We start from the raw sequence: 15,327 nt of genomic DNA, 5'->3' as shown, positions 1-15,327 counted from the left end.
TTACCTTTATTTAATTGATTTTATAACATCTTACGGCAGAGTAGAGGATCTACTCACGTAAAACTGTTGTCTATTTAGGAGTCGCGTATGTCGTCTTTTCTTATTGCCGGACCTTTGATTGTATTTCTCATTTTTGTCGCACCTCTGTGGTTGATACTTCACTACCGCAGTAAGAAGAAAACAGCTGGTGGGTTGTCAGAAGATGATTTTCAAAGGCTACAGACACTGTCTGAAAAGGCAGAAAAAATGCAAAAGCGTGTGGATACACTAGAGCGTATTTTGGATGCCGAAACACCTAACTGGAGACGCCGATATGAATAAGCGAGAGCTATATCGTGATACCGCCAATGGCAAGATCTCTGGTGTGTGTGCCGGATTGGCAAATTACTTCGGCACTGAAGTTTGGTTAATTCGAATTTTGGTGATTTCAGCGGCTTTACTAGGTGGCAGCTTTTTGGTCTTGCTGGCCTATATTGCAATGACGTTTATGATAGAAAAACAGCCGGCGAATTACGTAGAGTCGATTAAAACGGAACAAGAACATAAGCTGAAAAGTAAACCGTGGCAGCAAGGGCAGACCCCAGGAGCACTTTTGGATACGTTGGAGAAAGACTTTGACGGGCTGGAAGGTAAAATCCGCGACCTTGAGGCATACGTCACTTCTGATACTTTTAAGGTCGACCGAGAGTTTAAAAGCTTATAACTCAATAATGCGAACTTAAGCTATATTTTGTCAGCAAATTATTAATTTTCATAATAATTTACTGGTATGTCTCTGGCAGTCGCGTAATCATTCATCTATCTTTGTAACTAAAAGTGACAAATGGATGTTTGACTATGCACAAAAATCTCGTGCTTCTTGCCATTGCCGCAACACTAGGTGGCTGTGGTAAGGAGCTCCCTCCTGTCCCTGAACCCGAATCCAGACCCGCAAAACTCTTTACCGTTTCAGTTGGCAACGCTCAGTTTGAAAGACACTTTCCCGCCACATCTGAAGCCGGTGACAAAGCTGTTTTAGCTTTCCGAGTCCCAGGGCAACTTCAATCTATCGATGTGCTTTCAGGTCAACCTGTAAGTAAAGGTGAAGTATTGGCTTCGTTAAATCCAGACGAATATTCGTTGCTGGCCAAACAGGCTGAGGCGCAATACCGTTTGGCCGACGTTCAATATGAACGTTATAAAAAGCTTCGCGTTGATAAAGTCGTTTCTGAGCAAGATTTTGACCAAGCCAAAGCCAACCATAATTCGGCAAAAGCCACTTTGGAACAAGCGCGCGCCAATTTGCGCTACACCAAATTGGTTGCGCCATACGATGGCACGATCTCAATCATTCCAGCTGAGAACTATGAATACATTGCTGCTAAAGAAGGCGTGATGAACATTCAGACCAATCAGCTGATGAAAGTGCAATTCCAACTACCTGATCATCTACTCAATCGTTTTGCGAGTGGTATCAATCTTACCGCTACGATGAAGTTTGATGCTTTCCCCGAGAACAGCTACGACCTCACTTTCCAAGAAGTCGATACTGAAGCAGACCCAAAAACTGGCTCATACAAAGTCACCATGGTGATGGAGCGCCCAACCGACATCGGTATTCTTCCTGGTATGGCAGGTGAAGTGCACGTCAAAGTAGATTCAACTGGTGCGACTCGAATTCCTAGTGCCGCTATTTTCGAAGAAAACGGAAAAACCTGTGTATGGCGTGTCGGGCAGACAGGCGTGGTTGAGAAAGCCACTATTGTGTTAAACGACAAACGTCAGGTGAAAAGCGGTTTGAATGACGGCGATCGAATCATCATCTCTGGTGTCAGCGGTATTGAGCCTGGCATCAAAGTCAGAGAGTGGGTCAAGGAGCGAGGGTTGTAATATGAAGCAGTGGATTAGCCTAGGTATGCTTTCTACAGCTGCAGTTCTTGCTGGCTGTGGTACTGAAACTCAGTATGTAGATTTTGGTTTACCTAAAGTAAAAATCATGGAGATCGGCAGTGGAATACAAGGCGACAATTTGTACTTCCCGGCAGTGGCCAACGCCGCAGAACGCTCCCATCTTAGTTTCCGTGTCGCGGGGGAAATCAGTGAACTGAACGTTAAAGAGGGTGACCAAGTCAAAAAGGGGGATGTATTAGCCAAGCTAGACCCTACAGATTATAAACTGGATGTCGATAATGCCTCGGCGAAATATAGCGTGGTCGATAGCCAGTACAAGCGTTCCAAACCTTTAGTTGATAAAGGCTTGTTGGCTAAGTCTCAATTTGATGAGATTGCGGCGAATCGGCAGATTGCCTTCGCGGAATTGAGGCTTGCTCAGCTCAGGCTCTCTTTCACCAAATTACTTGCTCCCGTAGATGGCATTATTTCTCGCGTTAATGTCGACCAGTTTGAAAATATTCAGGTTGGGCAACAGATCGTCAATATTCATAGTCTTGAAAACGTTGAAGTTCTGATTCAATTGCCTGATCGGCTGTATGTCAATCAACCTGATCAGGAAACCCTGTCACGCATCGAAGCATTGGTCAAAGTACCAAGTGGTAATGAATATTCAGCCTCTATCAAAGAATTCACCACTGAGCCAGACCCTGCTACCGGTACATTTACCGTGACTCTGTCACTTCCTATGCCAGAAGAGGAGTACATTCTGGACGGTATGGCCGTTGAAGTGACTTCGGAAGGTGATGACGTAGGGTTGAATTTGAACGCTGGTGTTTTGGTTCCGATTGAAGCTGTGTTCAATGCCGATGGGGACAAGATTGATCGGCTGAATAAATATGTTTGGGTGCTGAATGATGACAACACCGTCTCTAAGCAAGCGGTGACAATTGGTAAAGTCACCAAACAAGATTTACAGATTCTGGATGGCCTCGAAAGTAAACAACAAGTGGTTGTGGCAGGAATTTCCCGCCTAAGAGAAGGAATGAAGGTGGAAGTCGTGAAGCAGGAGGCAGGCAATGAGTGAGCAAAATAATCAACTGTCTCAGAAGGACGAAGATGTAACAGGAATCGCTGCGTATTTTATTCGCAATCGCGTCATCAGCTGGATGATCTCACTGATCTTCCTGATTGGTGGTGTAGCGGCGTTCTTCGGTTTAGGCCGTTTGGAAGACCCAGCATTCACCATTAAAGACGCCATGGTCGTGACGTCCTATCCGGGGGCGACGCCTCAACAAGTTGAAGAAGAAGTCACGTACCCGATAGAAAAAGCTATTCAGCAGCTCACTTATGTTGATGAGATAAACTCGATTTCTAGTCGCGGGCTATCTCAGATCACCGTGACAATGAAGAACAACTACGGCCCGGACGATTTACCGCAAATCTGGGATGAGTTACGTCGTAAGGTGAATGACCTTAAAGGCCAGTTCCCTCCTGGCGTCAATGACCCTCAGGTGATTGACGATTTTGGTGATGTTTACGGTATTTTGCTTGCAGTAACGGGGGAAGGATATAGCTATAAGGAGCTACTCGATTACGTCGATTATTTAAGGCGTGAATTGGAGCTGATTGATGGCGTCAGTAAGGTTTCTGTTTCTGGTCAGCAACAAGAGCAAGTCTTCATCGAAATTTCGATGAAACGTTTGAGCAGTTTGGGTTTAGCCCCTAATACCGTGTTTAACCTGCTGTCGACGCAAAACGTGGTGTCCGATGCTGGTGCGATTCGGGTTGGTGATGAGTATATTCGTATTCAGCCGACAGGTGAATTCCAGAATGTTGACCAGTTAGGAGATTTGATCATTACCGAGAGTGGTGCTCAAGGCCTGATTTATCTTCGTGACGTTGCGGAAATTAAGCGCGGATATATAGACGTACCGGACAACATTATTACCTTTAACGGTAAGTTGGCGTTGAACGTAGGTGTTTCCTTTGCGCAAGGCGTTAACGTGGTTGAAGTGGGCAAACGCTTTGATCGCCGTCTCGCAGAGCTTAAATATCAACAACCTGTTGGTGTCGGGATTTCTGAGATTTACAGCCAGCCAAAAGAAGTGGACAAGTCAGTCAGTGGTTTTGTCGTCAGCCTAGGGCAAGCTGTGGCGATCGTCATTATCGTCCTGCTGTTCTTTATGGGTCTGCGCTCAGGTTTACTTATTGGCTTGATCTTGTTGCTCACTGTATTGGGCACCTTCATCTTCATGAAGTACTTTGCCATCGACTTACAGCGTATTTCGCTTGGTGCACTGGTTATCGCTCTGGGTATGCTGGTGGATAATGCCATCGTGGTGGTCGAAGGGATACTGATAGGGACGCAAAAAGGCCGAACGCGCATGCAGGCGGCTACTGACATTGTGACTCAAACCAAGTGGCCGTTGCTGGGTGCAACAGTTATTGCTGTGACAGCGTTTGCACCTATTGGATTATCTGAAGATGCAACAGGTGAGTACTGTGGCACTCTATTTACCGTGCTCCTAATTTCTCTCATGCTCAGCTGGTTTACTGCGATTTCCCTGACGCCGTTCTTTGCAGATATCTTCTTTAAAGGGCAAAAAATTAAAGGTGACGGAGAAGAGAGTGATCCATATAACGGCATGATATTCGTGCTGTACAAGGGCTTCCTTGAGTTTTGTATGAAGCGCGCTTGGTTAACGGTTGCTGTGATGATTGTTGGCTTGGTCGTTAGTATTTACGGTTTCACTTTCGTCAAACAGTCATTCTTCCCATCGTCTACAACGCCAATATTTCAAGCGGATATCTGGCTTCCGGAAGGGACAGACATTCGAGCAACTAACACAAAGCTGAAAGCATTGGAGTCTTGGTTATCCGAGCAAGATGGTGTTGAGCACATTACGACAACAGCGGGTAAAGGCTTACAACGCTTCATGCTTACTTACGCCCCAGAGAAGAGTTATTCGGCGTATGGTGAGATCACGACTCGGGTTGAGAGCTATGACCAATTAGCTAAGTTGATGTCTGATTTCCGAGCTCACGTCGAAAAAGGGTTCCCGGAAATCAATTATAAGCTTAAGCAAATTGAATTGGGCCCGGGTGGTGGTGCGAAGATAGAAGCTCGAGTGATCGGTTCAGATCCGACCGTACTGAGAACAATTGCGAAGCAAGTTGAAGACATCATGCATGCCGATCCAGGTGCGACCAACATCCGCCATGACTGGCGTGAACGTACTAAAGTGCTGGAGCCACAGTTCAACGAAGGTCAGGCTCGACGTTACGGTATCACTAAGTCAGATGTGGACGAATTTCTTGCTATGTCATTCTCTGGTAAATCGGTCGGTGTGTACCGTGATGGTACGACGCTGATGCCAATTGTGGCGCGATTACCAGAAGAAGAGCGTGTGGATATTCGTAACATTGAAGGGATGAAAATTTGGAGCCCGGCATTAAGCGAATACATTCCATTGCAGCAAGTGACGCTAGGTTACGACATGCGCTGGGAAGACCCAATCATCGTACGTAAGAACCGAAAACGTATGCTGACGGTGATGGCAGATCCAGACTTGCTTGGTGAAGAGACGGCAGCAACCTTACAAAAACGCTTGCAGCCTCAGATTGAAGCCATTGAACTTCCACCAGGCTATGCATTGGAGTGGGGGGGCGAATACGAGTCATCTGGTGATGCACAAGCATCGTTGTTCACGACCATGCCGATGGGTTACTTGTTCATGTTCCTCGTGACGGTGTTCCTGTTTAATACCGTGAAAGAGCCTCTGATCGTATGGCTAACGGTTCCGCTCGCCATTATTGGTGTGACAACCGGCCTGCTGGCGTTAAACACTCCGTTTGGTTTTATGGCACTACTCGGTTTCCTCAGCTTATCGGGCATGCTACTTAAAAACGGAATCGTACTGCTCGACCAGATAGAAATCGAAATGAAATCAGGTAAAGACCCATACCTGGCCGTCGTTGACGCTTCTCTGAGTCGTGTACGTCCAGTTTGTATGGCAGCCATTACTACGATTCTGGGCATGATTCCGCTGCTACCGGATATATTCTTTAAACCAATGGCAGTGACCATCATGTTTGGTTTGGGATTTGCGACCGTACTGACACTTATTGTCGTGCCAGTGTTGTATCGTATCTTCCACAAAGTGAAAGTGCCAAACTGATTCAACTAAGATCGAAGACGCCCCTGACTTTGTCGGGGGCGTTTTATTTAAGGAGAAAGCAATGGATACCACTTGCGCATGGGCGATGAACCATGAGCTTGAGCGTGAATACCACGATAAAGAGTGGGGTGTTCCCGTTTATGACGATAAGGTATTGTTCGAGTTTATTACTTTAGAGGGAGCCCAAGCAGGATTGAGTTGGATCACCATCCTGAAAAAACGCGAAGGCTACCGACAAGCCTTTGAAAACTATGATCTGGATAAATTGGCAGCGTACGAGGACGAGCACGCTGAGCATATTGTTGAAAATTATGATGTGGTTAAGCACAGAGGAAAAATTAAATCTGTGTTCAGTAACGCGCGAGCCGCGAAAGCATTGATTGAAGAATACGGTAGCTTATCGCAGGCGTTATGGCAGTTTGTAGATGGCAAGCCTAAGGTCAACCAGTGGCAGGATATGAGCGAAGTGCCAGCCTCGACTGAGCAGTCAAAGGCTATGAGCAAATTCCTGAAAAAGAAAGGCTTCAAATTTGTTGGAGAGACCATCTGCTACGCGTTTATGCAGGCGGTAGGTATGGTCGACGACCATATGGTGAATTGCCCTAAGAAACCTAAGTATTAACGGGTTAGACGCATCCTACGACTACAAATTTTGATCATGGATGCGTTCTAATGCCTCGATTCTTCGCCATTGCACAGAATCGAAACTTTGCTCTCTCAGATATGCGATTTGAGATTGCTTGTCATCGTCCGATAAGGTGTTGTCAGATAGGATTACACTTCTTTGCTGCAAGTAGCTGTCGAGCTGAGTGTTAAATTGTTCACGTTTGGCGTCTAGTTTATCCAGCCTTTCTGCAGCTTCTTCCCCTACTAGCTCGGCGCGCGTCAAATGTTTGTTTTGCTCATCCATCTGAGCCGATTGGTTAAGCCCAATAATGAGCTGATTATTGCGTTCTGCCTGCTGAATGTAGTCAGGTTGGTCGGCTAAGGTCTCTTCTAACCATTGCGCTTGCGACTCCGCATCCAAGTTTTGATTGGCTATCGCGAGTTTATCGATCGCGAGCTGGCGTAGTCGATTTTCTTCACCAAACAATGTCTGTATCTGTTCGTCAGTAAAATACTGGCTTTGCAGCGCCATAATCTGCTGATGAAGCTGCTCTAAATCGGTCAAGGTGATTTGTTGTGAGGTTATAGACTCCAGAGTTTCAAGTTCGGTTTTGTATTGTAAATAGGTCTCGAAAAGTGCTTCATCGACGACCAGTCCTTGTTGATCTTTAGGAAGACTTTGTATCCGAGCTTTAATTTGGTCTAACTCTTGTTCGCCTAAGCTGCTTAACGCGTAATCAAACAAATCTCGACTTGAGGAGGTATCGATCTGGGTGTCTCGTTGAGATTGTGATTGGTTTGCAATCTCTTCATTGCCTTCTTGATTGATAAAATAGACCGCTCCAAGACTCATCGAGGCGATCATCACTGTTGTTATTAGAGCGGTCTTTTTCATCTTATAGTTCCTACAAACCTTGCAGTTTCAGGCGGTTGGCGTGTTGGCGATAAAGAGTCACTGGATCGGTTTCAAACAAATGGTGGATACCAAGTAAGCCATTGATCTCATCCAAGTGATTCATTTTATAGTCGTCACGAATAACTTGGCCTAGGTGAGTGCTACAAGCGCCAACCAGACCGTCATTCGGTTCATTAAACGCTAGGCCAAGAATGGTCATTGCGGCATCCGTTGGATCAAAGATATTGGTAAAGGTAGATGAACCTGTCCAAGAGTAGTAATAAACGCCATTACCAGCGAGTAAATCACCGTTTCCGCACTCAGTGGCCGGAATGCCTTCCGGATAATGTTGGTTAAACGCAAGTGAACCTTCGGTGGTTAAAGCATCCAAAGAGGCAAGAGGATCTTGGTCGAGGTCACCACCGCCAGACAATAGATTGATCAGTGTCGTCAGTCCCTCAGCCAGCTTTACTGCCAAGGCTTCTAAACCAGAGTTTTCTGGTACGGTACCGCGAACGAGGTCAGCCACTTTAGAGCCTTTATTGACACCACCGATACTTGTCACAGAAGCGACAAGGTCCGGTCTGACAGACGCTACATAACGCGCAGTAGGGCCACCATGGCTATGTCCGACTAAGTTAACTTTTGCTGCGCCTGTTGCTGCAAGTAAAGTTTCCACTTGTTCTAGCAACTGCTCGCCACGAACTTCAGAACTGTTCGTCGCAGAGACTTGAGCAACGTAAACGCTTGCACCGTCTTTAGTTAGGGCGTGTGGAATGCCATAGAAATAGTCAACGCCCGCTAATGTATCAAAGCCGAATAATCCGTGAACTAGCACAATGGGGTATTGAGTTTGAGTGTAGCCACTAGCATTGGACGCGCTAGTAGTTGCCGATAGCCCTAAACTGAAGATACAGAGCACAGCAAGTATCAGTTTGTGTTTCAAAATTAGCTCCTTCTGGTATGACCTCTGATGAGTAACTAAACAGTAGAATAGAAAATGAGCTATACGAAATTTGAATGAAAAGTAAGCAATAGAATTGTGAATTGGAGATGGAAAACAACACAATTGTTTAACGTGTCATTATTAAGTAACTAATTGATAAAATGTTCAATAATATCATTGGGTTAAAAATAAAGCCCCTGAGTTAGGGGCTTTATTGAATTGGCTAGCGTTAAGCCGTCGCGGACTGCTCTAAAATGAGTGAGTTATAGCGTTCAAAACCTCGCTCAAGGTCAGCGATCAGATCCTCAACATTTTCCAAGCCGATATGCAGACGGATCAACGTGCCATCAAAGTTTGGATTGGCAATGGTTCTCAAGCTATTGAAGCTTTTTGGTTCGTTAGCCAGAATTAAACTTTCAAAACCGCCCCAAGAATAGCCCATGCTGAAATGCTTCATACCATCAAGCAGTGCTGTAGTAGCACGTGGGTAGCTGGTTTTTAGTACGAATGAGAATAGGCCGTTACCGCCAGTGAAATCACGCTGGAAAAACTCGTGACCAGGACAGCTTTCTAAAGCTGGGTGGCGCACGTGATCGACTTCAGGTCGGCTTTGCAGCCACTGTGCAACCTTGAGGCTATTCTCAGCATGTTGACGTAGTCGGACATCTAGAGTGCGAATACCACGTAACCCGAGATAGGCATCATCTGGTGATACACATTGACCCATAAGATAGCTTTGTTCACGCAGTTGATCCCAATGTTTCTCATTGGCGATCGCTGTACCTAACATGACATCGGAGTGGCCAACAATGTACTTGGTCGCAGCTTGAATAGAGATATCAACGCCATGTTCAAAAGGCGAGAAGTTCACGCCAGCCGCCCAAGTGTTGTCGAGCATTACAATGATGTTATGTTCGTGAGCAATCTTGGCTAATAATGGAACGTCTTGCACTTCCATAGTGATAGAGCCAGGTGACTCTAGAAACAGCACTTTGGTATTGGGCTGAATTAAATCGCGAATACCTTCTCCAATCACCGGATCATAATAGGTGGTTTCCACTCCCATCTTCTTCATGATCTTGTCACAGAAGTCACGGGTTGGTTCATAGCAGGTATCAACCATAAGAATATGATCGCCCGACTCAACAAAAGAAAGAATTGCGTTGGAAATAGCTGCAGTACCACAAGGGTACAAAGCGCAACCAGCGCCACCCTCAACTTCAACCATTGCATCTTGGAAAGCAAAGTGAGTGTTGGTGCCGCGGCGGCCATAAAAGAGTGTTTTGTTTGCGCGGTTAACGGTTGCATGGTGTTTTTCGGCAACCGTATTAAACACGACAGTAGAAGCTCGTTGAACTGGTGGATTAACGACACCATTGGTCCATTTTTCATCACGACCAGCGGTGACCAGCTTCGTTTGCTTACCTTCTGACATTGGAAGTCCTTATCTGAAAATGCGTTGCCCTATTTAAAACATGGCAACGCATTAATAGCAAGAGGGTCAGGAGTAAGAAATAACGGATTACAGAAGTGGGTTAAATAGGTAGTAAGTACGCTCTAAGAAACGTGAATATAGAGAGCGCTTTTTCCATTCTTCTAACTTAACTTGATGGGAGGTTTCCATGTAGTTCTGCTGAAGCCAGTACATCTCTTTAGTGAAAGCTTCGTCATCGATCGCCAATGTGAGCTCGAAATTGAGCCATAGGCTGCGCATGTCCATGTTGACCGTTCCCACTAAGCAGAACTGCTGGTCGATAACAACAGATTTAGTATGCAGTAAGCCACCGTAGAACTCATAAATTTCAACGCCTGCTTCCATCAACTCAGCATAAAAAGCCCGCGAAGCCCATTGCACCATTAGTGAATCGTTCTTATGCGGGATAATAAGTTCAACGGTAATGCCCCTTTGTGCTGTCATCTTGAGTGTTTCGAGTAAATCGGCGCTAGGAACGAAATAAGGCGTGGTGATCCGCACCGACTGGTTGGCCTGATTAATGGCGAGTGTCAGTACTTGGGAAATAAGATGCTCTGGCATCCCTGGCCCAGAAGGTACTACTTGCACGGGATGCTGAGGTTCATTTGGATCGAGCTGGCATTCAGGTAATTGAGGGAGTGAACGCGAGCCGGTTTCCACCTCCCAATCCCAGCAGTGAATAGCAGAAAGAACGTTAACCGTCGGGCCTGTCACACGGACCATCATATCGATCCATTGCCCGACGCCTGATTCTTGTTTGAAGAACGCTGGATCAACGAGGTTCATTGAACCTGTGTAGCCAATTTTGTCATCAATAACGATAATTTTGCGATGCTGGCGAAGATCTAGGCGACGTAGGAAAATACGCCAAGGGCTCACTTCCAAGGCTTGCACGACTTCCACACCGGCGGCTTGCATCATCTTGAGCCACTGACTGCGAAAAAAGCGCGGGCTGCCCGCTGAGTCGAGAAGCAGTTTCACTTCTACGCCTCGTTTCGCAGCTCTTATCAGCGCTGAAGCCACTGCATCCGCGAGCCCACCTGGATGCCAGATGTAAAACACCATTCTTACGCTAGTTTGTGCATTCTCAATATCATCAATGATCGAATGGAGTATTTCGTTGGGCGAGCTTTGCAAAGACAGAGTATTGCCACTTAAGGCAGGTAAGCCTAGGCGATTGTTGCAGAGCTCATCGATACGATAGATATGACGGCCAAAGCCTGTTGTGTCGTGGGCGTGACATTCATTCAGGCTGGAAAACCATTTGGCGAAAGGCGCAAACATCTCTTTTGCGCGCTCGGCTCTCTTTCGCCCGAGATTCAACTCACCGAATAAAAAGTAGCAAGCGACCCCAACAATGGGAATGATATAGATGATCATCAGCCATGCGAGAGAAACACTAACTGCTCTCCGTTTCAGAACGACGCGTAAAGTCACCCCTGCTACGAGGATCCAGTAAAAGACAATGCCCGCCAATGTGAGGAAGTGATAGAACTTTTCCATTCAATTTCCTGCGTAAATCAATCGCTTGAGTAAGGTTGATGTTCAACCTAGATATTAAATCCAGTTGGAAGCGCCGACAACAAACATTTCGTTGCCAAATGTTCTTACAAGTAATGTGACACAAGTGGTTAGATAAATGTCAGGAATAGAATTATTATGTTATGACAATGTAAAATGTAGATAAAAGGGGAGGTTTTTGATTAAAAAAGCAGCGTTTAAGCATGCTATACCGTGCGGTGGTGGGAATTTACACTTTTTGGGGTTCCAATTTTAATCTCAAACTGGTTTACTTGCCACATTGTTAGGGTCACCTAGAATTCTAATAAGTGTAAATTTTTTTATACACTCAACTTTTCGACGCCTAACGTAGCAAACACAACTGATAAAATTTTTTAATGGAGTAACCGTGGCTACTAGTACAAGTGCACAGCCCCGTGATACGTGGGGGTCTAAATTAGGCTTCGTAATGGCCGCAGCAGGTTCTGCTGTAGGTTTGGGCAACATATGGAAGTTTCCATACACAGCAGGTGAGAGTGGTGGCGGTGCGTTCGTTGCTATCTACCTGATTTTTGTAATTTTCATCGGCTTTAGCGTTATGCTGACAGAATTCGCTATTGGTCGTAAGACAGGTCTATCTGCAGTAGGCGCGTTTAAGTCTACTGATCGTCGTTGGACATTTACCGGCGTTATCGGTGTTGTCAGTGGTTTGCTTATCATGGGTTTCTACCCAGTAGTAGGCGGTTGGGCACTGGCATACATCTTTAAAGTAGGTGGTGGTCTGCTCAGCACGCCAGAAGCTATCGGTGATAGTTTTGGTGGTTTTATCTCTGACCCAGTACAGCCACTGATGTGGATGGGTATTTACCTGATGTTTAACATAGTTATCGTAATGAAAGGTATTTCTGGCGGTATCGAAAAAGCAGGTAAGATTCTGATGCCACTATTATTCCTTATCCTGATCGTTGTATCAGTGAAAGGTCTGATGCTTCCAGGTGCGATGGCAGGTCTAGAGTTCCTGTTCATGCCAGACTTCTCTAAAGTGGATAGCAACGTAGTGCTAGCGGCGCTAGGTCAGGCGTTCTTCTCCCTAAGTCTTGGTATGGGTTGTATGATGACGTACGGTTCTTACCTGAAGAAGAAAGAGAACTTAGTTCAGACTACCGGTATGGTAACGGCTATGGATACAGGTGTTGCTATCCTGGCAGGTGTTGCAATGTTCCCAGCTATGTTCGCATTCGGTATGGAGCCGGCAGCAGGTCCTGGTCTGGTGTTTGTTGTTGTGCCTCAGCTATTCGCTGAAATGGGCGGCGTAATTGGTCTTCTGTTCGCACTACTGTTCTTCATTGGTCTAACAGTAGCGGCACTGACATCTTCGGTATCATTGCTTGAAGTTGTGGTTTCTTACCTAATCGATGAGAAAGGTATGAAGCGCCCAACAGCGGTAATCGCAGCAAGCTCAGTAATGGCAGCACTGTGTGTGTTTGCTTCTCTATCTCTGGGTGGCGTTGGTCCAACTCTGTTTGGTACTGGTGCATTTGATATCTTCGACCTACTGACTGATAAGATCTTCCTAGCAGTTGGCGGTATGTTGGTATGTATCTTTGCGGGCTGGCGTCTAAGCCGTGCTGACCTTGAGAAAGAAATCACTAACGACGGTGAAGTTTCTTTCCCTCTGTTTGGCCTATGGTACAACCTAGTGAAATACGTTATCCCTGTTGCTATTGCAATCGTTGCTTTTATGGGCATCAAGTCCGGCTTCGATAGTGGCAAAGGTGAAATCATGCTACTTGGTATCGGAATCATAGCGTTTGCAGGTGTTCTTTCTAAGAAACTGTAACGCTGAATCCAGATAACAACGCAAACGGGGAGCCTACATGGCTCCCCGTTTTTACTTGCTTATCTACTTATGGAATTAGAACGCATAACAGGTATACTCATGCGTCCAAAGTGGAGCCCTCTATGTTTGATATCGTTTTTTCTCATTCAGACTTTGTCGTCATTAATAAACACCCCAATGTTTCTGTTCATAAAGATGATGGTGAAACCATGTTGCTACATGAAGTGGCATTAGTTACTGGTGATGAGCAACTCTATCTTGTGCATCGATTGGATAAGATGACTTCTGGGCTTCTTTTGCTTGCGCGCAACGCTGCGGCTGCGAGTGAGTTATCGACACAATTTGCTCAGCGCCGTGTGGAAAAGTTCTATTTGGCGATTGGTAGTAAGAAGCCGAAGAAGAAACAAGGGCTTGTCAGTGGTGATATGGAGCGCTCGCGTCGCTCGGCATGGAAACTGACCAGCTCTCATTCAAACCCTGCAATCACGCAATTTCTTTCAACTAGCGCAGAACCGGGTGAGCGTTTGTTTTTGTGCAAGCCTCATACAGGTAAAACTCATCAAATCAGGGTGGCACTAAAGTCGGTCGGCTCACCTATCGTCGGTGATGCGATTTATACCCCCGCCAGTAAATCAGACCGAGGTTACCTCCATGCATTTGCGCTTGAATTTGAGTTTTATGGAAAAGCATTCCAGTTTGTCTGTGACCCGAGAGAAAGTGCTCTGCTTGGAGAAAAATGGCAGCAGGAAAATGTCAGCCAAGGCATTAATGCTTGGTTAAAACCTTGGGAGCTTTCATGGCCGAAAATCAAAAAATAACAGGAACCAGTATGCAGGTTGAACAACTTCCTACATTCTTCGCTCACATTTCGGAGCAGTTATCGAGTACTTCCAACGAAGTCCGGCGTTTATTTCATGGTCGAGGCCGTGTTTACCAAGGTTTAGAGCAGATCACTTGTGACTGGGTCGAATGCCAATTGCTGATCAATATATTCAAGAGTGTTGACGATGAGTTTCTTGAACAGCTCAAACAGGGATTGCATGAGCTGTCTAAGACTGCGCTATGGCAGGAGAAAGGTGTCAAGTGTGTGGTTATCCAACATAGATACAGCGAAGGTGCGCCATCGGAAGTGCTTATCGGTGAACTGAACACTAAACCTGTTGTGGTTGAGTCAGGGCTGAAGTACCAACTCGATATTGGTCGCAACCAGAACTTTGGTTTGTTTCTCGATATGCGCCTAGGCCGAGAGTGGGTTCAGCAGCATGCTAAGCATAAAAATGTTCTCAATTTATTTGCTTATACCTGTGGATTTTCAGTTGCGGCTATCGATGGTGGGGCTGATCAAGTAGTTAACGTAGATATGGCAAGAGCGTCATTGTCGAAAGGGCGAGATAACCATAGGTTGAATGAGCACAACCTAAATCAAGTGAAGTTTCTGGCTTACGACATATTCAAGTCATGGGGAAAAATAAAAAGATCCGGACCATATGATCTAGTCGTCATCGATCCACCTTCATTTCAAAAAGGCAGCTTTGCGCTAACCAAGGACTACAAGAGAATTCTGCGTCGTTTGCCTGAGTTACTCACTGATAAGGGCGAAGTGCTTGCTTGTGTGAACTCTCCTCAGGTCAGTAGCGATTTCCTAATTGAAAGCATGAAGGAAGAAGCGCCAGAGCTTAGCTTTGTGCAACGGTTAGATAATCCGCCTGAATTTGCTGATGTTGATAGTGAAGCGGCGCTTAAAGTGATGCTGTTCCGCTAATTTTATTGAGATCTTTGTAAGTCCATCTTGACCTCAACTTAACTTGAGCTTCTATGCTGAAGTCAGAATCACTTCAGTTGGGAGAACGGGTATGCAGAATGACTACATCAAGGAATTATCAAAGAAAACATTTCAGGAAGAGCCAGCACTAGAATACCAATCTATGCCGAAACGTCAGTTTCATGTTCCGAGTTTCTTCTCCGGATTGTTGGCCGCAGTGATAATCAATTTTGTCTTCTAAAAAAGGTCGCATT

Annotated in this window: 14 protein-coding genes; 10 read left to right on the top strand and 4 right to left on the bottom strand. The window is 45.7% G+C overall.

The window, feature by feature from the left end; genetic code table 11:
- The first annotated feature begins 87 nt into the window (after positions 1-87).
- The 6 genes from pspB to QMA41_RS15620 all read left to right on the top strand — a co-directional run bounded on the left by pspB (position 88) and on the right by QMA41_RS15620 (position 6,672).
- Complete coding sequence (pspB, locus tag QMA41_RS15645) at positions 88-321, top strand: envelope stress response membrane protein PspB (protein ID WP_006962759.1); 234 nt, start codon at positions 88-90, stop codon at positions 319-321.
- A complete protein-coding gene (gene pspC, locus QMA41_RS15640) occupies positions 314-703 on the top strand; it encodes an envelope stress response membrane protein PspC (RefSeq protein WP_006962758.1) in 390 nt (129 codons plus the stop codon). Before pspB ends, pspC begins: the two co-directional genes overlap by 8 nt.
- Positions 704-837: 134 nt before the next feature.
- Positions 838-1,869 (top strand): efflux RND transporter periplasmic adaptor subunit, encoded by a 1,032-nt coding sequence (locus QMA41_RS15635; RefSeq protein WP_019277072.1) that lies wholly within the window; start codon positions 838-840, stop codon positions 1,867-1,869.
- 1 nt (position 1,870) lies between these two features.
- On the top strand, positions 1,871-2,956 hold the full coding sequence (locus QMA41_RS15630) for an efflux RND transporter periplasmic adaptor subunit (RefSeq protein ID WP_171749351.1): 1,086 nt from the start codon (positions 1,871-1,873) through the stop codon (positions 2,954-2,956).
- On the top strand, positions 2,949-6,050 hold the full coding sequence (locus QMA41_RS15625) for an efflux RND transporter permease subunit (RefSeq protein ID WP_172853871.1): 3,102 nt from the start codon (positions 2,949-2,951) through the stop codon (positions 6,048-6,050). Before QMA41_RS15630 ends, QMA41_RS15625 begins: the two co-directional genes overlap by 8 nt.
- A 61-nt stretch (positions 6,051-6,111) precedes the next feature.
- Positions 6,112-6,672, top strand: coding sequence for a DNA-3-methyladenine glycosylase I (locus tag QMA41_RS15620; RefSeq protein ID WP_281630109.1), 561 nt, complete (start codon positions 6,112-6,114; stop codon positions 6,670-6,672).
- Positions 6,673-6,693: 21 nt separating this feature from the next.
- Here QMA41_RS15620 and QMA41_RS15615 read toward each other — a convergent pair whose 3' ends face one another.
- From QMA41_RS15615 to cls, 4 genes are all read right to left on the bottom strand, one after another.
- Positions 6,694-7,551, bottom strand: coding sequence for a lipase secretion chaperone (locus tag QMA41_RS15615; RefSeq protein ID WP_281630108.1), 858 nt, complete (start codon positions 7,549-7,551; stop codon positions 6,694-6,696).
- Between the two features lie 10 nt (positions 7,552-7,561).
- Positions 7,562-8,482 (bottom strand): triacylglycerol lipase, encoded by a 921-nt coding sequence (locus tag QMA41_RS15610; RefSeq protein ID WP_281630219.1) that lies wholly within the window; start codon positions 8,480-8,482, stop codon positions 7,562-7,564.
- A 244-nt stretch (positions 8,483-8,726) separates the two neighbouring features.
- Entirely contained in the window at positions 8,727-9,932 is a 1,206-nt protein-coding gene (locus tag QMA41_RS15605) for a cystathionine beta-lyase (protein ID WP_019277066.1), read from the bottom strand.
- Positions 9,933-10,019: 87 nt separating this feature from the next.
- A complete protein-coding gene (cls, locus tag QMA41_RS15600; RefSeq protein WP_171340789.1) occupies positions 10,020-11,474 on the bottom strand; it encodes a cardiolipin synthase in 1,455 nt (484 codons plus the stop codon).
- 406 nt (positions 11,475-11,880) lie between these two features.
- On the opposite strand from cls, the gene QMA41_RS15595 reads away from it, so the two are divergent.
- From QMA41_RS15595 to QMA41_RS15580, 4 genes are all read left to right on the top strand, one after another.
- Positions 11,881-13,311, top strand: coding sequence for a sodium-dependent transporter (locus QMA41_RS15595; RefSeq protein WP_029236244.1), 1,431 nt, complete (start codon positions 11,881-11,883; stop codon positions 13,309-13,311).
- Between the two features lie 122 nt (positions 13,312-13,433).
- Positions 13,434-14,129 carry a TIGR01621 family pseudouridine synthase gene (locus QMA41_RS15590; protein ID WP_006962748.1) on the top strand — a complete coding sequence of 232 codons (696 nt, stop codon included), beginning with the start codon at positions 13,434-13,436 and terminating at the stop codon, positions 14,127-14,129.
- A gap of 11 nt (positions 14,130-14,140) precedes the next feature.
- Entirely contained in the window at positions 14,141-15,073 is a 933-nt protein-coding gene (locus QMA41_RS15585; RefSeq protein WP_095664880.1) for a class I SAM-dependent methyltransferase, read from the top strand.
- A gap of 91 nt (positions 15,074-15,164) precedes the next feature.
- Positions 15,165-15,314: a hypothetical protein gene (locus tag QMA41_RS15580; protein ID WP_281630107.1), complete on the top strand. Its 150-nt coding sequence runs from the start codon at positions 15,165-15,167 to the stop codon at positions 15,312-15,314.
- Positions 15,315-15,327 lie beyond the last annotated feature (13 nt).

The organism is Vibrio sp. St2, from assembly GCF_947311885.1.
Taxonomy (GTDB): Bacteria; Pseudomonadota; Gammaproteobacteria; order Enterobacterales; family Vibrionaceae; genus Vibrio; species Vibrio coralliilyticus.
The sequence above is the reverse complement of the archived record's forward strand: the minus strand, read 5'-3'. Positions and strand labels throughout refer to the sequence as shown.